Below are 21,257 nucleotides of genomic sequence, written 5' to 3' on the forward strand. Positions count from 1 at the left end.
CGGATCAGCGCGAGCCGAGGCGCGCGAGGAACAGCGCCTCGCCGACCGCGAGGTGCTCGATCTCGCTCGGTGCGACGGACTCGTTCGGCGCGTGGATGAGGCACGCCGGCTCCTCGACGCCCAGCAGCACGATCTCGGCGTCCGGGTACTGCCCGGCCAGCACGTTGCACAGCGGGATCGAGCCGCCCTGGCCCGCCGTGACGGTCTCGCGTCCGTAGGCGTCGGCGAGCGCACCGGACAGCGTGTCGAACACGTGGCCGCTCGTGCGCGCCTGGAACGGCTGGCCCGCGGCGTCGCGCTCGACGGTCACGCGCACCCCCCACGGCGCATGCGCCTCGAGGTGCGCGACGAGCAGGTCCTGGAGCTCGACCGCGTCGGCGCCGGGCGGTACGCGCAGGTTGAGGCGCGCGGACGCGCGCGGCTGGATCGCGGCCGCGGACCCGACGACGCTCGGTGCGTCGATGCCCAGGATCGTCACGACCGGACGGGCCCACAGCCCGTCCGCGACCTCGCCGCTCCCGACGAGCCCGACGCCGTCGAGGACGCCCGCGTCGCGCCGGAACTGGTCGGCGTCGTACGCGACGCCGGGCCACGTGCCGCGCGCCACGGTGTCGGGGAGCCCGTCGATGGTCGTGTCGCCACGTCCGTCGCGCAGGCTCGCGAGGATCGCGACGAGCGCCGCGAGCGCGTCCGGTGCCGCGCCGCCGAACATGCCCGAGTGGATCTCGCCCGCGAGCGCCTCGACGTGGACGACGACGTTCGCCGCGCCGCGCAGCGTCACGGTGAGGGTCGGCAGCCCGAGCTCGGCGTTCCCCGTGTCCTGCACGAGCATCGCGTCGGCGGCGAGCGCCCCCGGGTTCGCCTCGACCCAGCGCTCGAGGCCACCGGTCCCCTGCTCCTCCGACCCCTCGACGACGAGCCGGATGCCCACCGGGAGGTCGTCGCCGCCGAGCGCGCGCAGCGCCCGCAGGGCGGTGAGGTGCGTGACGATGTTGCCCTTGCAGTCCGCCGCCCCGCGGCCGTGCAGGCGGCCGTCGCGCTCGGTGAGCTCGAACGGCGGGCTGGTCCACGCGGCGTCGTCCAGCGGGGGCTGCACGTCGTAGTGCGCGTAGAGCAGGACCGTCGGTGCGCCGTCGGGCCCGGGACGGTGCCCGAGCACGACCTGCGAGCCGTCGGGCGTCGTCTCGAGCCGCGTGTCGATCCCTTCGGCGGCGAACGCGTCCGCGACCCAGCGGGCGGCCCGCTCGCACTCGGCGCGGGGGAACAGACGGTCGTCCGCCACGGACGGGATCGCGACGAGCGTGCGCAGGTCCTCCAGGGCGCGGGGCATCAGCCGCCCCACGGCCCCTCGGACCTCCTCGACGTGACCGCTGTCTGCAGGTGCCGGGTCGACCGTCGGCGTGGCGTCGCTCACGAGTCCTCCTGTGATGTGTCGTCGGACGTGTCGTCGGACGTGGTCGTGCCCGTCGTGAGGTTGAGCGAGTCGACGTACTCGTCGAACGCGTCGAGCTGCTCGGGGCAGTAGACCTCGATGACGAGGCGGTCGCCGGCGAGGCGCCGCTCCTCCACGACCGAGGGCCGCAGGCCGGGGCCCGCGGCACCGTTGGCCGCGCCGAGGTTCGCGGTCGCGTCGACGAGCGCGGTGGGGTCGGTGCAGAACGCGCCGCCGTCGCTCCCGAGGACCTGCTCGATGGTCTCCTGGTCGATACCGACGATGCCGACGGCGACGAGCTGCTCGTGGAGCTCGGCGGCCTTCTGCTCGGCCTCGCGCGCGTCGCGGTTCGCGCGCACATTCGAGAACTGCACGATCATCACGACGCCGAGTGCGACCAGCACGAGAGCGACGGCCGTGTAGACGACCCAGCGACGCGGTCGCGGTTCCTCGGGCTCGTGCCGGGGCGCGTGCGTGGCGGTCCCTGTGGTGGACGACATCTCAGGCCTCCGTCCCCTCGGTCGTCGCGGTGTCCAGGTCGCCGTCCTGCTCCGCGGCCTCGGCGGCGGTGACCGGGTTCTTCCAGGACGGCTTGCGCAGCAGGTAGAAGAGCGCGGGCACGAGAAGACCGATGATCCCGAGCCCGCCGCCGACGATGAGCACGTACACCCCGACGCTCCCGCTCGAGAACTGCGCGGGCGGGACGAAGCCGATCACCATCGCGGCGACCGACGCGATGAAGCCGACCACGCACAGGAGCGTGAGAGCGGGCGCCCGGTACCCGCGCGGGTGGTCGGGCTTGATCCGCCGCAGGCGCACGGCCGCGACGAACAGCAGGAGGTACATCACGAGGTAGACCTGCGTGGTGATGACGGACAGGATCCAGTACGCGCTCGACACGTCGGGGATGAACGCGTAGAGCAGCGCGATGAACGTGGTCACGACACCCTGCGCGACGAGGATGTTCTGCTGCACCCCGTGCTTGTTGAGGCGCTGCAGGAAGGGCGGCAGGTAGCCCTCCTCGCGCGCGACGGTGAGCAGTCCCTTCGACGGGCCGGCGAGCCAGGTGAGCATCCCGCCGAGCGACGCGGCGATGAGCATGAGCCCGAGGATCGGCGTCAGCCAGCTCACCCCGAAGTTCGCGAAGAACGCGTCGAACGCCTGCATCACGCCGGCGGTGAGGCTGAGCTGGTCCGCGGGGATGACCCAGCTGATCGCGACGGCGGGGAGGATGAAGATGAGGAGCACGAGCCCGATCGCGAGGAACATCGACCGCGGGAACTCGAGGCCCGGTCGCCGCAGGCTCGTGACGTGCACCGCGTTCATCTCCATGCCCGCGTAGGACAGGAAGTTGTTGACGATGAGCACGAGGGACGCGAGGCCCGTCCACGCGGGCAGGAGGTGCTGCGCGTCCATGGGCGCCGCCGACGGGTTGCCCTGCGCGAGGAACACGATCCCCAGCCCCACGAGGATCGCCGCGGGGATGAGCGTGCCGATGATCAGGCCCATGCTCGACAGCCCCGCGACGGTCTTGGTGCCCTGGGAGGACAACCACACGCCCGACCAGAACAGCACGACGATGACGATCGCCACGTACAGGCCGTTGCTCGCGAGCGCCGGGTTGATGACGTACGCGAGCGTGCTCGCCACGTACCCGAGCAGGCTCGGGTAGTAGAAGATCGTCATCGCGAACTGGCACCAGACCGCCAGGAACCCGAGCGGCTTCGACACGCCGTCGGCGACCCAGCGGTACACGCCGCCCGACCAGCCGGACGCGAGCTCGGCGGACACGAGCGACGTCGGCAGCAGGAAGACGATCGCCGGGACCACGTAGAGGAACACCGCCGCGAGCCCGTAGACCGCCATCGTCGGGGCTGCGCGCAGGCTCGCGACCGACGACGTGATCATGAACGCGAGCGTGATCCACGTGATGTAGTTGCGCGGCGTGCGGGCGGTGATCGCGGCCCGCACCTGCTCGCGCGTCGGGCTCCCTGCCGTGGCGCCGGGGGGCCCGGTCGGCGACCCGCCCCCCGCTCGCGCCCCGTCGGACGGCACTGCTGACGACTCGCTCACCGCTCCACCCCCGTGCTCCGAGGTCCACGAAGGACCGGCCAGGACGGCGCGCCGTCGTCGTGACGGCGTCCTGGCGAACATAGCGCCGCGCCACGGGAACCGCCCGCGGAAGGGCCCGTGACCAGGGCCGCGGCAGTGCGGGTCGCTCGCGGGCTGCTACGGTCGCGGAGGCTCGGTCGGGGCGTGCTGCACGTCGGCCGGGCCGTGCGCCGCAAGCCCCCGACGCCCTGGAGACGACGGTGAAGATCCTCGTGCCCGACACGATCCCCCTGGACGTGCGCGCCGCCCCCGGCGACGAGGTCGTGGTCTACGACGCGGCCGCCCCGCTCCCGGTCGAGGACCGTGACGCGCAGGTGCTCGTCGCGTGGGCGAACTCGCCCGACAACCTCGCCGACGCCGCGCGCCACCTCACCGGGCTCCGCTGGGTCCAGACGCTCGCCGCCGGTCCCGACGCCGTGCTCGCCGCGGGCTTCGGGCCCGACGTGACGGTCACGTCCGGGCGGTCGCTCCACGACGGCCCCGTCGCGGAGCACGCGCTGGCCCTCGTCCTCGCCGCCGTGCGACGCCTCGACGAGCTCGGCGCCGCGCAGAGGGAGCACCGGTGGGACCGCGCGGTCAACGCCGCGCAGGCCGCCCCGGCGACCGCCGGTCGGTACACGCTCGACGGCGCGCACGTCGTGATCTGGGGCTTCGGCTCGATCGCCGCGCGGCTCGCGCCCCTGCTCGCCGCGCTCGGCGCGCGCGTCACGGGCGTCGCGAGCCGCAGCGGGGAGCGGCACGGGTTCCCGGTCGTCGCCGACGACGAGCTCGCCACCCTCCTGCCGACCGCCGACGTCCTCGTCTCGCTCCTGCCCGCGCTGCCCACGACGCGGCACGCGCTCGACGCGGAGCGGATCGACCAGCTTCCCGACCACGCGGTCGTCGTCAACGTCGGCCGCGGCGCGACGGTGGACGAGGGCGCGCTCGTCGCCGCCCTGCGCGCCGGCACGCTCGGGGGTGCTGCCCTCGACGTCACCGAGACCGAGCCGCTGCCGGTGGGTTCACCGCTGTGGGACGCGCCGCGCCTGATCCTCACGCCGCACGTCGCGGGCAACCGTCCGCAGCGCGCGTCCGACCTCCTCAACGCCAACCTCGACGCCCTGCGCGCCGGCGAGGAGCTGCGCAACGTCGTCCCCCGCTGACGCCGCGGAGGGCGGGCGGGAGACCGCCTTACCAGCGGCCGTTGCGCGGTCTGGGCTGGCAGCGCGGGCACGTGTACGACGAGCGGTTCATGAACTCGTCGCGGCGCACCGCCGTCCCGCACCGAGGGCACGGCTCACCTTCCTGCCCGTACACCGCGAGCGAGCGCGAGAAGTACCCGGACTGCCCGTTGACGTTCACGTAGAGCGCGTCGAAGCTCGTCCCGCCCTGCGCGAGGGCCTCGGACATGACCTCGGCGGCCGCGTCGAGCAGGCGGTGGGCCTCGGCGCGGCGCAGCGTGTCCGTGGCGCGCGCGAAGTGCAGGCGGGCGCGCCACAGGGCCTCGTCGGCGTAGATGTTCCCCACCCCGGACACGACCGTCTGGTCGAGGAGCGCGCGCTTCACGCCGGTCCGACGACGGCGGATCGCGTCGACCACGACCTCGCGCCGCAGGGCGGGGTCGAGGAGGTCGCGCGCGATGTGCTCGACCGGACCCGGGACGGCGGGGAGGTCCGAGCCGAGGCCGCCCGGGGCGCCGTCGGGCGTGGGGACGAGGTCCTGGACCGACAGGTGGCCGAACGTGCGCTGGTCGACGAAGTCGAGCGCCTGCGCGTCCCCGCCGCCCTCGGGCTCGAGCAGCACCCTGACCCGCAGGTGCGGTGACCGCACGTCCAGCCCCTCGTCCGACCGCACGAGGAGCTGGCCGGACATGCCGAGGTGCGCGAGCAGCGCGGCCGCGGGCCGGGTGCCGGCAGAGGTCCGGCCGCCGCCGGACGGGGCCGACGCCGGTGACCCCAGCGGGAGCCAGAGGAACTTGCCGCGCCGCACGGCGGCGTCGAGGCGCAGCCCGAGGAGCTGGTCGCGGAAGCCCGCCGGGCCGCCGTCGTGCCGGCGCACGCTGTAGTCGCGCAGCACCTCGACGTCGGTCACGACGCTGCCGAGCACGTGCCGTGCGAGACCGTCGCGGACGGTCTCGACCTCGGGGAGCTCAGGCACCCGCGCCCTCGGTAGCCGTCTCGCCGTCCGTCTCCGCCCGCCCGGCCAGGGCCTGTGCGCGCTCGACGGCGATCGTCCGGTAGGCGCGCTCCGCGGCCTCCTGCTCGGCGTACTTCTTCGCCGTGCCGCTGCCCGTCCCGTACAGCCGGCCGTCCAGGTGCACGTACGAGGTGAAGACGCGGGCGTGGTCCGGCCCGACGGCGTCGCTCGAGTAGGCGGGCGGGCTCATCCCCGCCTCCGCGGCCGCCTCCTGCAGCGACGTCTTCCAGTCGAGCCCGGCGCCGAGGTCGGCCGCGGCAGCGAGTCGCGGCTCGACGAGCCGCAGCACGAGACCGCGCGCGGGCTCGAGGCCGTGGCTCAGGTAGACGGCACCGATGAGGGCCTCGACCGTGTCCGACAGGATCGAGTCCTTGTCGTTGCCGCGCGTGCGGATCTCGCCCTTGCCGAGCAGGACGTAGCGCCCGAGGTCGAGGGCGCGCGCGATGATCGCGAGGGACTTCTGCGACACCGTCGCGGCCCGCATCTTGGCGAGCTCACCCTCCGAGAGATCGGGGTGGCGGCGGTAGAGCGTCTCGGTGACGACGAGCCCGAGCACGGTGTCCCCGAGGAACTCGAGGCGCTCGTTCGTCGGGATGCCGCCGTTCTCGTGCGCGAACGACCGGTGCGTGAGCGCAAGGACGAGAAGCTCGGGGTCCAGCTGGACCCCGAGCTTCTCGAGCAGACCGGTTGCCGGTGCAGCCGGTGCCACGCGCCTCAGCCTGCGTGCTCGGTGCGCAGCGCCTCGGCGTACTGGCGGGCCTTGTAGGTGCCGCACGTCGGGCAGGCTGCGTGCGACAGCTTGTCGCCCTTGCACTGCGGGCAGGTCGTGAGGTTCGCGGCGGTCGTCTTCCACTGCGAACGACGCGCACGGGTGTTGCTGCGCGACATCTTGCGCTTCGGAACAGCCACGGCTAGCTCTCTTTCGTCTCGTCGGACACGTTCGAGGTGTCGAACATGCTCTCCAGCGCCGACCACCGAGGGTCGACAAGTTCGTGCGTGTGCCCCGGGTCCTCGGCGAGGCGTGCTCCGCACTCGGAGCACAGGCCCGGGCAGTCCGGACGGCACACCGGACTGAATGGTAGTGCAGTCACCACGGAATCCCGTAGCGCGGGCTCGATGTCGGCGAGATCGCCGTCGAGCTCGTAGACGTCCTCGGCGTCCTCGGACTCACCGTGGCCGTCTCCGCCTTCTCGCCCGGCCTGCGCCCGCTCGGGGTAGGCGAACAGCTCGGTGAGTTGGACCCTCACGGGCTCGGTCACCTCGTCGAGGCACCGGACGCACTCGCCCACGGCCCGCCCGGAGACGGTTCCGGAGACCAGCACGCCCTCCATCACGGCGGAGAGGCTCAGGTCGAGCTCGAGCTCGCTGCCCTCGGGGATCCCGATGACCGCCGTGCCGAGGTCCGCGGGCGCCGAGACCGTGCGCCGGACGTCGAGCATGCTTCCGGGTCGCCGACCGAGCTCGTGCGTGTCGAGCACGAGCGGCGACGTCTTCTCGGCGGCGATGGCGCGCTCCAGGATCGGTCTCCTGCCGGGCAGGAGGAGGCAACGGACGGTGTCGGGGACGGTCGGGCCGACGTCGTGCCGTCACCGACGCGGGACGGTGCCGTGCGGGAGCACGGCGGGGGCCTCACGACGGTCGGCAGGACGAGTTCACCGAACCAAAGGACGATCTTACGGCACCGCGAGAGGTGAGGCCAACGAGATCCGGGGGCGGCTATCCCGCCGGCCGCGCGGCGGGCCGTTCGGTCGGCCGCGGAGCCATCGTGCTCGGGAAGGGCGACGGTTCCGGGACCCGGCCGGCACCGTCCAGGCGCCCCGCGAGCTTCGCGCGACCCGCCTGGACCTGCGCGAGCACCTTGCCGAGGTCGACCTCGAAGTCCGCGAGGCGCTGGTCGCAGTAGTCGTCGGCGTCGCGGCGGAGCCCTTCGGCCGCGCTCTCCGCCTCGGCCACGATCTCGTGCGCCCGCGACTGCGCCTGGACGACGACCTGCTCCGCCTGGACGAGCTCGATCGCCCGCGCACGCGCCGTCGTGAGGATCTCCTCCGCCTGGCGGTGAGCGTCCTCGAGGACGGCGTCCGCCTCGGCGAGCACCTCGTCGGCGTGGGCGAGCTGCTCGGGCAGCGCCGCACGGAGCTCGTCGACGAGCGCGAGCGCGTCCGCCTTGTGCACGAGGACCGACGCCGACATCGGCATCGTCCGCGCGTTCTCGACGAGGTGACCGAGGTCGTCGAGGATCGTGTGCAGGCCGGCCTGCGCCTCGTCGCCGGTCGGCACACCCGTCGATCCGTCCTGCGTCCGCGCCACGTCGTGCTCGCTCATCCGTCCGGTCCTCTCCGTCGTGCTCACCTGCTCGCCCGCTCCCGCGCCAGCGCCTGCCGTACCGCGTCCCCGACACCCGGGGGCACGAGGTCGTCCACCGGACCGCCGTGCCGGGCCACGTCCTTCACGAGCGACGACGCGACGTGCATGAGCGACGCCTCGCCGGCGACGAACACCGTCTCGACGCCGGCCAGGTGCCGGTTCATGAGCGCCATGGGGAGCTCGGCGTCGAAGTCCGCGCCCCCGCGGAGGCCCTTCACGACGGCCGACGCACCGATCTCTCGGCAGAAGTCGACGAGAAGCCCCGGGACGACCTCGACGCGCACCCCGTCCAGACCCGCCTGCTCGACGGCACGCCGCGCGAGCGCGACGCGCTCGTCGGCGCTCAGGAGCGCGTTCTTCGACGCGTTGCGCGCGACGCCGACGACGACCTCGTCGAAGAGGGCGCGGGCGCGACGCACGATGTCGAGGTGGCCCAGGGTGATCGGGTCGAACGACCCGGGACAGACGGCTGCGGTCACCTCGTCACGGTAGTACACGGGCTCCCGGATGCCCGGACCGACGCACCGTGCCGGCGGGGCTGCCCGCCCGGCGTGCTCGCGGCGACCTGGGCTGCACGTCCGCACCCGGCGCAGGACGATGTCCGCATGAGCCCGGACAGCACGACCCCCGAGAGTGCGATCCCCGAGACGTCGAGAGCTGCCGGCGCCGGTCCGGACGTCGTCCCGCTCGCCTCGCCCGCTCTCGTGGCGTCCCTCCACCGCGACGTCCTCGAACCCTCGTTCCCTCCGGCGGAGCTGGTCGGCGTCGACGCGTTTCTCGCCGAGCACGCGTCGGGGCGGCTGCGGAGCCTCGGCGTGGTCGAGGACGCCCGCGTCGTCGCGGGCGTGGTCGGCGCGTGGTCACCCGCCACCCGGGTCCTCCTCGTCCAGTACCTCGCGATCGCGCCTGGGCGCCGGGGCGGCGGCATCGGTGGCCGTCTGCTCGCCGCGGCGCTCGACGCGTGGTCGCGCGCGCTCGACCCGGTGCTCGTCCTCGCCGAGGTCGAGCACCCCGACCACCACGCGGCGAGCGCCGCGCACGGCGATCCCACCGCACGGCTCCGCTTCTACGCGCGGCTCGGCGCCCGGGTGCTGGACGTGCCCTACTTCCAGCCGGGCGACGGGCCGGGCGCGGAGCGCGTGCCGGCCCTGCTGCTCGTCGCGCTCCCCCACGGCGTCGCACGGGACGCCGCGGACCTGCCCGACGAGGTCCCGGCCGGTCCGCTGCGCGCGTTCCTCGCAGAGAACCTGAGGGAGAGCGAGGGCCGGGTCGCCGACGACGGCGCGACCCGTGCGCTGCTCGATGCCGCGGACGGGAGCGTCGCGCTGGTCGACCCCACCGACGCCGACGCGCTCGCCGGGGTCGCCGTGGGTCTCCTGTCCGACGACGAGCGCCACGCGCCCGGAGCCTGAGGCACGGCGCCGAGCCGCACGGTCTCGCTCGACGGTCCGGGACGGGGCGCCTCAGCCCGGGGTCGCCGTCTCCTCGCCGTCCGGGACGACCGGTCCGGTGAAGAAGACGGCCGTCTCGCCGTAGTCCTTGCGCGCGAGGAGCTCCCACCCGGTGGGCCAGGCCGGCTCGGCGGTGCGGGTCGAGCGCTCCACGACGACGACGGCCGCCGGGTCGAGCACCCCGGGCGCCGCCAGGTGGTCGAGCACGCGGGCCAGCGCGTCCGACGCGAGGTCGTACGGCGGGTCGAGGAACACCAGGTGGAAGGGTGCCCCGGTGGCGCCCGGGCCTGCGGCCGCCGTCGCGGCGAACGTCTCGGCGGACTGGGCGACGACCCGGACCTCGCTCAGGCCCAGGGCCGCGACGTTGCGCCGGGCGACGTCGACCGCGACGCGCGCCGAGTCGACGAGCGTGACCTCGCGCGCCCCGCGGCTCGCCGCCTCGATCCCGAGGGCGCCCGAGCCCGCGTAGAGGTCGAGGACGCGGGCGTCGTCGACCACGCCGTAGTGGTCGAGGCGCGAGAAGATCGCCTCCCGGACCCGGTCGCTCGTGGGGCGGGTCCCTCGCGGCGGGACCTGGATGGTGCGTCCGCCCACGGTCCCCGCCACGATCCTCGTCACGCGCACAGCCTAGCCAGGAGCCCGCGTGGCGGTCCGCGCGGGCGGCGGTCACGCGCGCTCGAGGAACTCCTCGCGCTCGGGGTCGAGCTGGTCCGCGATCGCGGCGCGCAGCGCGGGATGGCGCTCGAGCCCCGGGTCCTCGGCGACGACCGCCGCGGCGTCCTCGCGCGCCGTCGCGATGACGTCGGCGTCCTTCACGACGCGCAGGAGCCGCAGCGAGCTCGCGCGCCCCGACTGCGCGGCCCCGAGCACGTCGCCCTCGCTGCGCAGCTCGAGGTCGACCGTCGCGAGCTCGAAGCCGTCGTTCGTGCGCGCGAGGGTCTCGACGCGCGTCGCCGCGGGCGTCCCGGGCTGCGCGGTCGAGACGAGGAGGCACAGCCCGGGCGCCGACCCGCGGCCGACGCGGCCCCGGAGCTGGTGGAGCTGCGAGATGCCGAACCGGTCCGCGTCGTGCACGACCATGACGGTGGCCTCGCGGACGTCCACGCCGACCTCGACGACCGTCGTCGACACGAGCACCTGGACCTCGCCGCTCGCGAACGCCGCCATCGCGGCGTCCTTCTCCGCCGGCGGCATCTGGCCGTGCAGGATCCCGACCGCGACGCCAGCGAGGCGCGGGTGCGCCCGCAGCTCGTCGGCGACCTCGAGCACCGCGCGCAGCGGGGCCCGCTCGTCCGCCGTGCCGTCCTCGAGCAGGAAGTCCGGCAGCTCGTCGTAGTCGTCCCCCTCCGCACCGGCACGCGGCGCGTCGTCTCCGGGCTCGTCGGGGTGGATGCGCGCGCACACCACGTACGCGCGGTGCCCGGCGTCGACCTCCTCGCGCACACGCGCCCACGTGCGGTCCATCCAGGCCGGGTTGTCGGCCGGGACGACGTGCGTCGTGATGCCGGCGCGGCCCGCGGGGATCTCCGTCAGCGCGGACGTCTCCAGGTCGCCGAACACCGTCATCGCGACGGTGCGCGGGATGGGCGTCGCGGTCATGACGAGCAGGTGCGGGCTCGTACGGGCCTTGGCGCGCAGCGCGTCGCGCTGCTCGACCCCGAACCGGTGCTGCTCGTCGACGACCACGAGGCCGAGGTCCGCGAACTGCACGTTCTCGGACAGCAGCGCGTGCGTGCCGACGACGATCCCGGCGGCCCCGCTCGCGGCGTCGAGCAGCGCCTCCTTGCGCGCCGCCGCGCCGAGCGACCCGGTGAGGAGCGCGACGCGCGTCCCGTGCTCCGCGCCGCCGAGGAAGCCGCCCTCCGCGAGCGGCCCGAGGAGGGTGCGCAGCGTGCGCGCGTGCTGCGCCGCGAGCACCTCGGTCGGCGCGAGGAGCGCCGCCTGGCCGCCGGCGTCGACCACCTGGAGCATCGCGCGCAGCGCCACGACCGTCTTGCCGGAGCCCACCTCGCCCTGCAGGAGCCTCTGCATCGGGCGCGAGCGGGCGAGGTCCTGCGCGACCTGCTCGCCGATCTCGCGCTGGCCGCGCGTGAGCTCGAAGGGCAGGGCGGCGTCGAGGTCGGCGAGGATGCCGGGCTCCCCCGGCGCGCGCAGCGGCCGCGCCGTCGCGGGCTCCGCCTCGGCCCGCGCACGCCGCTCCGCGAGCGCCGCCTGGAGGACGAACGCCTCCTCGTAGCGCAGGCGGTCGCGCCCGCGCTGCCACTGCTTCACGTCGTACGGCTCGTGCACGTCGCGCAGCGCCTCGAGCCGCGTGCCCAGGCCGTGCCGTTCGCGCACCGCGTCCGGCAGCGGGTCGGGCACGTCCTCCTCGCGCAGCGGGTCCAGGACGGTGCGCACCGCGGGCTGGATCTTCCAGCTCGGGATGCTCCCGCTCGCGGGGTAGATCGGGATGGGGCGGCTGGCCTCGAGGACGGCGCTCTCGGTGTCCTCGGCGTCGTCGTCCATGCCGATGATGCGGTAGTCGGGGTGCGCGAGCTGACGCGCGCCCCGGTAGACACCGACCACGCCCGTGAAGAGACCGAGCCTCCCCGGGGCCAGGCGCTGCTCGTGGTACCGCAGGGCCCCCGGTCCCTTGGCGAAGAACGTCAGGGAGAGCTGCTGCGGGCCGTCCGTGACGACGGCCTCGAGGATCGCCCCGGCGCGGTTGCGCATGCGCCGCACGGTCGCCGAGCGCACCTGCGCGACGATCGTCACGTGCTCTCCGAGCGCGAGCCCGCCGAGGTCGGTGAGCTTGCCCGGGTCGCCGTAGCGGCGGGGGTAGTGGCCCAGGAGGTCGCCGACGGTGTGCACCCCGAGCTTCGCGAGCGGCCCGGCGCTGCGCGTCCCGAGCGCCTTGGCGAGCGGCTCGGTCATGCGGTCCGTCATCCGGTCACACCTCCCTCGTCGTGCCCGACGCCGCCCGGCGGCTCCGCCCCGAGCGTCACCGTCCCGCCCGCGCGCCCCGACCGCAGGACGACGGTCTCCGCTCCCCCGGCGGACGCCCGTCCGACCAGCGCGTCGAGCACCGCCTGCGCGACGTCGTCGTCGGCGAGGACCGTGAGGATCTCGGTGGGGCCGGCGAGGACCTCGCCGAGCCCGTCGTCCAGAGCCGCAGGCAGGTCGTCCTCCGACGTCCCGCCGGAGGTCTCGACGACGGCGACGCGCACCGAGACGGTCGCGCGGCGCGCCGCGTCGAGGCCGGTCCCGTCCCCGTCCCCCGTCGCGCCGTGGTCCACGAGCTGCGCCGCGGCGAGCGCGACGACGACGTGGAGGTCCGACGGGGCGTCGAGCACCTCGAGCCGCTCGACGCCGTCGGCCCGCACCGCCGCGCGCGTCGCGGCGACGAGGTCGCCCCCGAGGTCGGTGCCGGGCAGGACGGCGACGTGCGACGCACCCGTGTCGACGACGACGCGGTGCAGCGCGGCGGCGTCAATCTCCGAGCCCGGGTCACGCAGGAGCACGACGGCGCCCGCCCGCGCGAGGTCGGCGACGAGCCCCGGTGCCGTCGTCACGGCGACGAGCCCGACCCTGCCGCCCCGCGCCGTGCCGGCGTCTCCCGGGGCGCCGTCGTCCGGGACGGACTCTCCTCTCGCGAGGGCGCCCTCTCCACTCGCAGGGTCGAGCGCGGAGCGGGACGCGGCCTCGTGCCCCGTGCCGACCAGGTGCCGCACCCGCACCTGCCGCAGGGACGCGCCGCCGGGCGGGAAGGCCAGCAGCGCCGCGCGCCCGGCAGTCACCGCCGCGACGGGGTCGTCGGTGTGGACGTGCGCCTGCCACAGACCTCCGGGCCGTCCCACGCCGTCGGGACCGAGATCTGGACCTTGACCTGGACCGCCGACGGTCCGCCCTCCGACCACGACGACCGAGTCGCCGATGCCTCCGAGCGCGGCACGCAGGCGACCCGCGACGTCGACAGGGCCCGTCCGGGCGTCCGGGGACGACAGCACCGGGCGGGTCGCCTCGACGACGAACATCACCTCGAGCTCGCCTCCCTCGCTCGACGCGGCACCCTCCGCGCCGAGCCCGTCGTCGGCGCCTCGGACCGGCGCCGTGCCGGACATCATGTCGAGCACCTCCGACACGACGTCCCGTACGGGGCCCTCGACGGTGCGCGGGCCGCGGTCGCTGCGCGCACGGGCGTCTTTCGGCGGCGGGGAGGCAGCCCGGCCGAGCACGACCCGCAGCGCGCCGAGCAGCAGGGTCAGCCCGAGCGCGCCCGCGTCGAGCACGCGCGCCCGCGCGAGGACGTCCAGCTCGGTGCTCGAGCGCAGCGCGGCCGCCCGGGCACCGTCGTGCGCGGCGCCCGCGACGACGGCAGGACCTGCGACCCGTACGGAACCCGCCCGCGCGTCCGCGGCGTGCGCGGCCCACGGAGTCGCGGCGTGCGCGGCGGCCCGGGCAGCGTCGTCAGCCGCCGTGAGGATCGTGCCCGGCAGCGGCTCGGCGACCGCTCCCCGCGCCGTGCGCGCGGCGGCGGCGAGGGCCGCGGCGAGCGCCGTCCCCGTCACCGTCCGGTGCGGGGCGAGCGCGACCGCGAGCCCGCGCAGGTACTCGCTGAGGATGACGCCGGAGTTGCCGCGCGCGCCCACGAGCGCCCCCCGCGCGAGCCGGACCAGCAGGTCGCCCGCGTGCGCCTCCGCCAGGTTGCCCCCGTGCGCCTCCCCCGAGGGCGCGGACGCCACGGAGGTGCCGAGGGAACGCGTCGCGTCGAGGAAGGTGAGGTACAGGTTCGTCCCCGTGTCGGCGTCGGCGACGGGGACGACGTTGACACGGTCGAGCGCGGAACGCGCCGCGCCGAGCGCCTCCACGCCGTCCCGGGCCCACGCGAGGACGTCGGCGGCGTCCATCACGTCGGTACGGCGGCTCACGTCGGTCGGGCTCCTCGCTGGTCGGTCGATGCTCGGCAACACCGTAGTCTCTGCTCCCGAACCCGGCCGCAGGGGCCTGGCCGCGGGCGCTCATTTGAGCAGACGCCACCCGATCGGCTACCCTGAGGAGGTTGCCCGGGTGCTTCGCGCGCCACAAGCCGTACGACGATCCGCCGTACGCGCCTCACGCCGTGCGAACGACCGGGCAGAACCCACAGACCATTCACTACGTCGCGGCTGCCTGCGCGCGACGTGCACGACGATCAGGAGAAACCGTGGCTGCCAACTGCGACGTCTGCGGCAAGGGCCCGGGCTTCGGGCACAGCATCTCGCACTCCCACATCCGCACGAAGCGCCGCTGGAACCCGAACATCCAGCGCGTCCGCGCCGTGGTGTCGGGTACGCCCAAGCGCCTCAACGTGTGCACCTCGTGCCTCAAGGCCGGCAAGGTCACGCGTCCCGCCTGATCGCGAGAACGCCTCCACGAAGCGCCCGTCGGCCCCGCCGGCGGGCGCTTCGTCGTCCCCGGCCCCGGATCCCGCGCCCGCCCAGGGCCGCCGGTTGCGGAGATCTCCTGAAGGTCGGGACAAACCGGTTTGGCGGAACCGCTGCCCGATGGCAGGCTTTGTCCATGGTGACGGAACTGAGCGAGGTAACCATCCGCCCCGCCGGCCCCGGGGACGCGAGCGCGATCGCCGCGGTGCACATCGCGTCGTGGCGCGGCGCGTACGCCGGGATCGTGCCCGACGAGTACCTGGCCTCGCTCGACGTCGACCAGCGCGAGAAGCACTGGGTCGAGAGCCTCTCCACGCCGGGCGCGCGGACGTGGCTCGCGGACGCCGACGGCCGGACCATCGGCTTCGCGACGCTCGGGCCGAGCCGCGACGAGGACGCCGACGTCGGCGACCTCGAGATCTACGCCATCTACCTCGACCCCGAGTCCTGGGGTCGCGGGGTCGCGCGCGACCTCATGCGCACGCTGCTCGCCGACGTGCCCCCGGGCGTCGTGGTGACGCTCTGGGTCCTCGAGGACGCAGAGCGCGCCCGCCGCTTCTACCGCCGCCACGGCTTCACGCCCGACGGCGTCGAGCGCCGCGACGACATCGGCGGCAAGGACCTCACCGCGGTGCGCTACCGCCGGAGCTGACGCACCCCTGCGTCCCGTCGCGGCTCGCCGCAGGCCGCGTCGTCGGCGGACGACGCCACGCGTTCACGCGCCGAAGTGGTCCCACCCCGTCGCGCGGTCCGCCCCTGCGCCGTCGATCGTGACGCGCGGCCCCTCGTCGTCCGCTCCCTGCACGGTCCCGATGGCCCGGAACGGCTCCGGCAGCGCCGTGCCCGCCGGGAACGTCGCGAGCAGCGCGTGGTCCTCGCCCCCTGCGAGCACCCAGTCCTCGACGACGACGCGCCACCCGTCCACGCCCGCCGCGACCGCCTGCTGGCTGAGGCCCTCTGCGGCGGCGACCAGCGCGGGCAGGCGCAGCTCGGCGCGGTGCGGGTCGAGCGCCGCCCCCGTGAGATCGATCCGCACGCCGCTCGCACGGGCGATGCGTCCGGCGTCGCGCAGCAGGCCGTCGGACACGTCCATCATCGCGGTCGCACCGGCGTCTGCGGCGCGCGGCCCGGCCGCCAGCGGCGGGTCGGGCCGGAGGTAGGCGTCCGTGAGCGGGGTCTCCGGCCGACCGATCTCCAGCAGGTCCAGGCCCGCAGCCGCGCGCCCCAGCGTGCCCGCGAGGGCGACGACGTCGCCCGGTCGGGCGCCGGAGCGCAGCACCGGCGCCCGTCCCTCGAGGTCGCCGTGCACCGTCACCGCCACCACGACCTGGTCACCACCCGACAGGTCCCCGCCGACGACGGCCGCACCGACGGGTGTGCACGCCGCGGCGAGGCCGCGCGCCAGCCCCGTCACCCACTCGACGGGGAGGTCGCCCGGCATGACGAGCGAGACGACGAGCGCCGCGGGCCGTGCGCCCATGGACGCGATGTCGGCGAGGTTCTGCACCGCGGCGCGCCACCCGACGTCGTACCCGCTCGACCACCGGCGGCGGAAGTGCCGGTCCTCGACGAGCACGTCGGTCGACACGACGTAGCGGCCGTCGGGAGCGGCGACGACGGCGCAGTCGTCACCCGGACCGACGATCGTCGTCGGCGCGGCGGGCAGGAGGGGGAAGATCCGGGCGAGGAGGGCCTCCTCGGCCACGTCGCGGACCAGCAGGGGCGTCTCGCTCACGCGGCCACCCTAGCTGTCGACCGCCCACCGGCCGCACGGCCGGCTCCGCCCGGACCACCGGTCCCCGGCGCCGGCCGTTCACGCGGACCTCGCCCGGGCGACTACCGTGGTCGCGTGCTCGGAACCACCCCCGCCCGACCTGCCCCGCGCCCACGCGCCGGGCACCGCCGCCGTCCGCGCCGTGCCGTCCTGCTCCCGGTGGTCGCGGCCGTCGTGCTCACCGCGAGCGCGTGCGCGCCCCGCATCGGGGTCCCCGTGGCCGACGACGCCGCGAACCCCCTGTGCGCGGACGTCGTCCTCGCCGTGCCGGAGGCGCTCGCCGAGGACCTGCCGAAGGTCGGCACGACGAGCCAGGCGACCGCGGCCTGGGGCGAGCCGGGCGCGGCGGTGACGCTGCGCTGCGGCGTCGAGGTCCCCGGCCCGACGACGACCGCGTGCCAGAGCGTCGAGTCGACCTCGGGGACCGTCGACTGGCTCGTGGTCGAGGACGGCGAGGGCACGTGGACCTTCACCACCTACGGTCGCGACCCGGCGGTCCAGGTCGTCGTGCCGCCGGCCGTCGCCGCGAACCACTCGACGTCGTTCGTCGCCGACCTCACGCCCGCCGTCCTCGAGGTGCCGCAGACGCGCGCGTGCGTCGGCGCCGCCGACGCCGGCTGACGCTCCGTCGGAGTGCCGCGGGGCGGGGCGGCGCCGTCCCTCCTCCGAGGGTCGGCGGCAGGATCAGCGCAGGCCCGTGGGCCGTTCGAGGGCGAGCGCGATGAGCTCGTCGATGAGGTCGGGGTAGGACAGGCCCGACCTCTCCCACATGCGCGGGTACATCGAGAACGGCGTGAAGCCCGGCATCGTGTTGATCTCGTTGACGACGACCTGCTCGTCGGCGGTCACGAAGACGTCGACGCGCGAGAGCCCCTCGGCCCCGACGGCCTCGAACGTGCGCACGGCGACGTCCTGGACCTCGGCGACGACGTGCGGGGGCAGGTCGGCCGGGCAGGAGAGCTCGACGCCTGCCTCGTCGAGGTACTTGGCCTCGAAGTCGTAGAACGCGTGCTCCGCGCCTGTGACGACGATCTCGCCGGGGAGCGACGCGCGCGGGCGACCGCCGTCCCGTCCGCCGAGCACGGCGCACTCGATCTCCCGCCCGACGACGCCGGCCTCGACGAGCACCTTCGGGTCGTGCCGCTGCGCCTCGGCGATCGCGGCCGGCAGGTCGGCGAGGTCGTCCACCTTGGAGATGCCGAGGCTCGACCCGGCGCGGGCAGGCTTGACGAAGACGGGCAGCCCGAGTCCGGCGACGGTCTGCGTCCACGCGTCGGGGTTGCGCTCGAACTCGCCCGGCCGGATCACCGTGTACGGGGCGACGGGCAGGCCCTGGCCGGCGAGGACGAGCTTCATGAAGTGCTTGTCCATGCCGACGGCGGACGCGAGGACACCGGCGCCGACGTAGCGCACGTCGGCGAGCTCGAGGAGGCCCTGCACGGTCCCGTCCTCGCCGTACGGCCCGTGGAGCAGCGGGAAGACGACGTCCACCTCGCCGAGCTCGCGCGGGATCTCGCCCGGCGCGAGCACGCGCACGCCGCGGCGATCGGTCGCGAGCGGGAGCACGACGTCCTCGCCCGTCGCCTCGACCCGCGGCAGGCGGCCGTCCGCGATCTCCCAGCGCTCGGGCTCGTCCGCGGCCAAGACCCACCCGCCGTCGGGCGTGATGCCGACCGGGACGACGTCGTACCGCGAGCGGTCGATCGCGCGGAGCACCCCCGCGGCGGTCGCTGCGGAGATGGCGTGCTCGCCGGAGCGGCCGCCGAAGAGGAGCAGGACGCGCACCTTGCGGGGCGTGGAGGTGGCCGCGGCCGGAGCCCGCTCGGGCTCGGCGCTGTGCTGGGTGGGCTGCTGGCTGGACATCGCGGACGACCCTACCGGACCCGCGTCCTCCGGCCCCCGCGCCCTCCCCGACGAGGTCGCCCGTCGGGAGCGGGAACGAATCGAGAGGCTGCCGCGTTGGGGTCGTTCGTGGAAGAGATGACTCTCGAGGCCCCGGCGGCCGACGACCCCGACCATAGTCCCGACCGCACCGGCCCGGGCGACCGGACGCGACACCGCGTCCTCGACGACCGAAGGACGGTGCGGGCCCGGTGATGACCTTCCTGTCCCTCCTCCTCGGACTCCTCGTGGTCCTCGCGATCACCGCCGCGACGGCGTACTTCGTCGCCCAGGAGTTCGCCTACATGACCGTCGACCGGTCACGGCTCGGCGCGAAGGCCGCCGCGGGCGACGAGTCCGCGCGACGCGCGCTCGCCGTGACCCGGCGCACCTCCTTCGTCCTGTCCGGCGCGCAGCTCGGCATCACGGTGACCGGGCTGCTCGTCGGCTACGTCGCCGAGCCCCTGATCGGCGAGTCCCTCGGCACCATGCTCGGCGGCGTCGGTGTCCCGAGCGGGGTCGGCGTCGCCGTGGGCACCGTGCTCGCCCTCGTGCTGTCGACCATCATCCAGATGCTCTTCGGCGAGCTGTTCCCGAAGAACCTGGCCATCGCACGGCCCGAGCCGCTCGCGCGCGGGCTCGCCCGCTCGACGACCGCCTACCTCACGGTGTTCGGCTGGCTCATCGCCGTGTTCGACAAGGCGTCCAACGCGCTCCTGCGCCTGCTGAAGATCGAGCCCGTGCACGACGTCGACAGCACCGCCACGGCGCGCGACCTCGAGCACATCGTCGCGGAGTCGCGCGAGAGCGGCGACCTGCCCGACGAGCTGTCCGTGCTCCTCGACCGGATCCTCGACTTCCCCCACCAGGACGTCGAGCACGCCATGATCCCCCGCTCGCGCGTCGGGACGGTCCGGCCGGAGGCCACGGTGGCCGAGGTGCGCGAGCTCATGGCGCACGCGCACACGCGCTACCCCGTGGTCGACGAGACGGACCAGCCGCTGGGCGTCGTCCAGCTCGCCGACCTGCTCGCCACGTCGCTGCCCGACGACGCCCCGGTCACCGACCTGATGCGTCCCGCCGTGGTCCTGCCCACCGTGATGATGCTGCCCGACGCGCTCGCGCAGCTCACGAGCACGCGCAACCAGCTCGCGTGCGTCATCGACGAGTACGGCGGGTTCACGGGCGTCCTGACGCTCGAGGACCTGGCCGAGGAGGTCGTCGGGGAGATCACCGACGAGCACGACCCCGAGCAGCCCGTCACGGTGACCGCCGAGGACGACGACGTGTGGATCATGGGCGGCGACGTCCACCTCGACGAGGCGGAGCGCGCCATCGGGCACGACCTGCCGCGCGGCGACCACGAGACCGTCTCCGGGCTCCTCATCGCGCAGCACGGTGCGCTGCCGCGGGCCGGCGAGACCATCGAGGTACCGCTCCCCCTCGACCCGGCCGACCTCGTCCACGACGAGCCGGTCACGCGCACGCTCGTCGTCGACGTCCTGTCGGTCGAGCGCCACGTCCCGCACCTCGTGCGGGTGCGGCTCGAGGAGCACCGCGGCGACGAGCCCGACGAGAGACCCACGACCGCCGCGGACCCGCGGGCGATCGCCGAGGAGGAGACCCGATGAGCAACCCCGGGGTCGTCGTCGCGGCGACCGTCGCGATCATCGCGCTCAGCGCGTTCTTCGTCGCCGTGGAGTTCGCGCTCCTCGGCGCCAAGCGGCACCGTCTCGAGGACGCCGCGGCGACCAGCCGCGCGGCCCGGGCGGCGCTGCGCAGCTCGAACGAGCTGACGCTCCTCATGGCGGGCGCGCAGCTCGGCATCACGGCGTGCACGCTCGCGCTCGGCGCGATCACCAAGCCCGCCGTCCACCACTGGCTCACCCCCGTGTTCGAGACGTGGGGCGCCCCGCTGTGGGTCGCCGACGTCGCGGGCTTCGTGCTCGCGCTGATCATCGTGACGTTCCTGCACCTCGTGATCGGCGAGATGGCACCGAAGTCCTGGGCGATCGCCCACCCGGAGCGGTCGGCGACGCTGCTCGCGCTCCCGATGCGCGGGTTCATGTGGGCGTTCCGCCCGCTGCTGCGCTGGCTCAACGCGCTCGCGAACCGGTGCGTCCGTGCCGTCGGCGTCGAGCCGGTGGAGAACGTCGAGGGCGGCGGCCAGGATCCGGCCACGCTGCGCCACCTGGTGGAGCACTCGGCGAACGTGGGCGCGCTCGAGGCGTCGTACCGGGTGCAGATCTCCGGTGCGCTCGAGCTCGAGACGCTCACGGTGGACGCGCTCGTCCCGGAGGGCGCCGGACCGACGTCCGTCCCGTCGGACGCCACGGCGTCCGACGTGCGCGCCGCGTCGGCCCGCTCCGGCCACCTGCGGATCCTCCTGCAGAACGGCAGCGCGGTCCCGCGCGTCGTGCACGTGCGCGACACGCTGGTCGAGCCGGACGACCGTCCCGCGCGCGAGCTCACCCGGCCGGGCTTCGTGCTCGAGTCCGGCACGACGGTGTACGCCGCGCTCGCGCGCATGCGCGAGTCGAGCGAGCAGCTCGCGATGGTCATGGACGGCGACCGGTTCGTCGGGGTCGTGACCCTCGCCGACGTGCTGCGCCGGATCCTCCCGCACCCCGAGGAGCCGGTCGCGGTGCTCTCCTGACGCCACGGAG

The 21,257-nt window shown here is 74.9% G+C and carries 21 protein-coding genes; 7 read left to right on the plus strand and 14 right to left on the minus strand.

Going from position 1 to position 21,257, the window contains the following annotated elements:
* Positions 1–4: 4 nt before the first annotated feature.
* From NFS20_RS10340 to gadC, 3 genes are read right to left on the minus strand one after another with little or no spacing between them, the layout of a single operon-like run.
* Positions 5–1,414 carry a dipeptidase gene (locus tag NFS20_RS10340; protein ID WP_251151680.1) on the minus strand — a complete coding sequence of 470 codons (1,410 nt, stop codon included), beginning with the start codon at positions 1,412–1,414 and terminating at the stop codon, positions 5–7.
* Positions 1,411–1,932: a hypothetical protein gene (locus tag NFS20_RS10345; RefSeq protein WP_251151681.1), complete on the minus strand. Its 522-nt coding sequence runs from the start codon at positions 1,930–1,932 to the stop codon at positions 1,411–1,413. Before NFS20_RS10345 ends, NFS20_RS10340 begins: the two co-directional genes overlap by 4 nt.
* A 1-nt stretch (position 1,933) precedes the next feature.
* On the minus strand, positions 1,934–3,505 hold the full coding sequence (gene gadC, locus NFS20_RS10350) for a glutamate/gamma-aminobutyrate antiporter GadC (RefSeq protein WP_251151682.1): 1,572 nt from the start codon (positions 3,503–3,505) through the stop codon (positions 1,934–1,936).
* Between the two features lie 239 nt (positions 3,506–3,744).
* Between gadC and NFS20_RS10355 the strand changes: the two genes are divergently transcribed.
* Complete coding sequence (locus NFS20_RS10355; RefSeq protein ID WP_251151683.1) at positions 3,745–4,686, plus strand: NAD(P)-dependent oxidoreductase; 942 nt, start codon at positions 3,745–3,747, stop codon at positions 4,684–4,686.
* A 28-nt stretch (positions 4,687–4,714) separates the two neighbouring features.
* Here the strand turns inward: NFS20_RS10355 and mutM are convergent, their stop codons facing one another.
* The 6 genes from mutM to coaD form a co-directional block, all read right to left on the minus strand.
* Positions 4,715–5,680 carry a bifunctional DNA-formamidopyrimidine glycosylase/DNA-(apurinic or apyrimidinic site) lyase gene (mutM, locus tag NFS20_RS10360; RefSeq protein WP_251151684.1) on the minus strand — a complete coding sequence of 322 codons (966 nt, stop codon included), beginning with the start codon at positions 5,678–5,680 and terminating at the stop codon, positions 4,715–4,717.
* Positions 5,673–6,428: a ribonuclease III gene (rnc, locus tag NFS20_RS10365; RefSeq protein WP_251151685.1), complete on the minus strand. Its 756-nt coding sequence runs from the start codon at positions 6,426–6,428 to the stop codon at positions 5,673–5,675. The genes mutM and rnc overlap by 8 nt, the downstream gene beginning before the upstream one ends.
* Before the next feature lie 5 nt (positions 6,429–6,433).
* Positions 6,434–6,628, minus strand: coding sequence for a 50S ribosomal protein L32 (rpmF, locus tag NFS20_RS10370; protein WP_251151686.1), 195 nt, complete (start codon positions 6,626–6,628; stop codon positions 6,434–6,436).
* Between the two features lie 2 nt (positions 6,629–6,630).
* The gene (locus NFS20_RS10375; RefSeq protein ID WP_251151687.1) at positions 6,631–7,197 is read right to left on the minus strand and encodes a YceD family protein; all 567 of its coding nucleotides are present in this window, start codon (positions 7,195–7,197) and stop codon (positions 6,631–6,633) included.
* Between the two features lie 238 nt (positions 7,198–7,435).
* Entirely contained in the window at positions 7,436–8,041 is a 606-nt protein-coding gene (locus NFS20_RS10380; RefSeq protein WP_251151688.1) for a hypothetical protein, read from the minus strand.
* A 23-nt stretch (positions 8,042–8,064) separates the two neighbouring features.
* A complete protein-coding gene (gene coaD / locus NFS20_RS10385) occupies positions 8,065–8,562 on the minus strand; it encodes a pantetheine-phosphate adenylyltransferase (protein ID WP_251151689.1) in 498 nt (165 codons plus the stop codon).
* Positions 8,563–8,688: 126 nt separating this feature from the next.
* Here coaD and NFS20_RS10390 point away from each other — a divergent pair, with 126 nt between their 5' ends.
* Entirely contained in the window at positions 8,689–9,495 is an 807-nt protein-coding gene (locus tag NFS20_RS10390; RefSeq protein ID WP_251151690.1) for a GNAT family N-acetyltransferase, read from the plus strand.
* Positions 9,496–9,546: 51 nt separating this feature from the next.
* On the opposite strand, the gene rsmD is transcribed toward NFS20_RS10390, so the two are convergent.
* The 3 genes from rsmD to NFS20_RS10405 are packed head-to-tail and all read right to left on the minus strand — an operon-like array spanning position 9,547 to position 14,441.
* Positions 9,547–10,152 carry a 16S rRNA (guanine(966)-N(2))-methyltransferase RsmD gene (gene rsmD / locus NFS20_RS10395; RefSeq protein WP_251151691.1) on the minus strand — a complete coding sequence of 202 codons (606 nt, stop codon included), beginning with the start codon at positions 10,150–10,152 and terminating at the stop codon, positions 9,547–9,549.
* Positions 10,153–10,200: 48 nt separating this feature from the next.
* Positions 10,201–12,459 carry an ATP-dependent DNA helicase RecG gene (locus tag NFS20_RS10400; RefSeq protein ID WP_251151692.1) on the minus strand — a complete coding sequence of 753 codons (2,259 nt, stop codon included), beginning with the start codon at positions 12,457–12,459 and terminating at the stop codon, positions 10,201–10,203.
* Positions 12,456–14,441: a DAK2 domain-containing protein gene (locus NFS20_RS10405; protein WP_251151693.1), complete on the minus strand. Its 1,986-nt coding sequence runs from the start codon at positions 14,439–14,441 to the stop codon at positions 12,456–12,458. The genes NFS20_RS10400 and NFS20_RS10405 overlap by 4 nt, the downstream gene beginning before the upstream one ends.
* A 275-nt stretch (positions 14,442–14,716) precedes the next feature.
* On the opposite strand from NFS20_RS10405, the gene rpmB reads away from it, so the two are divergent.
* Together rpmB and NFS20_RS10415 are read left to right on the plus strand one after the other, a co-directional pair.
* Positions 14,717–14,908, plus strand: coding sequence for a 50S ribosomal protein L28 (gene rpmB, locus NFS20_RS10410; protein WP_251151694.1), 192 nt, complete (start codon positions 14,717–14,719; stop codon positions 14,906–14,908).
* Between the two features lie 164 nt (positions 14,909–15,072).
* Positions 15,073–15,588 (plus strand): GNAT family N-acetyltransferase, encoded by a 516-nt coding sequence (locus NFS20_RS10415; protein WP_251151695.1) that lies wholly within the window; start codon positions 15,073–15,075, stop codon positions 15,586–15,588.
* Positions 15,589–15,651: 63 nt separating this feature from the next.
* Here the strand turns inward: NFS20_RS10415 and NFS20_RS10420 are convergent, their stop codons facing one another.
* Positions 15,652–16,671, minus strand: coding sequence for a thiamine-phosphate kinase (locus NFS20_RS10420; RefSeq protein ID WP_251151696.1), 1,020 nt, complete (start codon positions 16,669–16,671; stop codon positions 15,652–15,654).
* 114 nt (positions 16,672–16,785) lie between these two features.
* Here NFS20_RS10420 and NFS20_RS10425 point away from each other — a divergent pair, with 114 nt between their 5' ends.
* Positions 16,786–17,331 carry a DUF3515 family protein gene (locus tag NFS20_RS10425; RefSeq protein ID WP_353050445.1) on the plus strand — a complete coding sequence of 182 codons (546 nt, stop codon included), beginning with the start codon at positions 16,786–16,788 and terminating at the stop codon, positions 17,329–17,331.
* A gap of 63 nt (positions 17,332–17,394) precedes the next feature.
* Here the strand turns inward: NFS20_RS10425 and NFS20_RS10430 are convergent, their stop codons facing one another.
* On the minus strand, positions 17,395–18,573 hold the full coding sequence (locus tag NFS20_RS10430) for a D-alanine--D-alanine ligase family protein (RefSeq protein ID WP_251151697.1): 1,179 nt from the start codon (positions 18,571–18,573) through the stop codon (positions 17,395–17,397).
* A 233-nt stretch (positions 18,574–18,806) separates the two neighbouring features.
* On the opposite strand from NFS20_RS10430, the gene NFS20_RS10435 reads away from it, so the two are divergent.
* Positions 18,807–20,222: a hemolysin family protein gene (locus NFS20_RS10435; RefSeq protein ID WP_251151698.1), complete on the plus strand. Its 1,416-nt coding sequence runs from the start codon at positions 18,807–18,809 to the stop codon at positions 20,220–20,222.
* Entirely contained in the window at positions 20,219–21,247 is a 1,029-nt protein-coding gene (locus NFS20_RS10440; protein ID WP_251151699.1) for a CNNM domain-containing protein, read from the plus strand. Before NFS20_RS10435 ends, NFS20_RS10440 begins: the two co-directional genes overlap by 4 nt.
* Positions 21,248–21,257: the final 10 nt, after the last annotated feature.

Origin of the sequence: Cellulosimicrobium sp. Marseille-Q4280, from assembly GCF_943181405.1 — a bacterium.
GTDB lineage: Bacteria > Actinomycetota > Actinomycetes > Actinomycetales > Cellulomonadaceae > Cellulosimicrobium.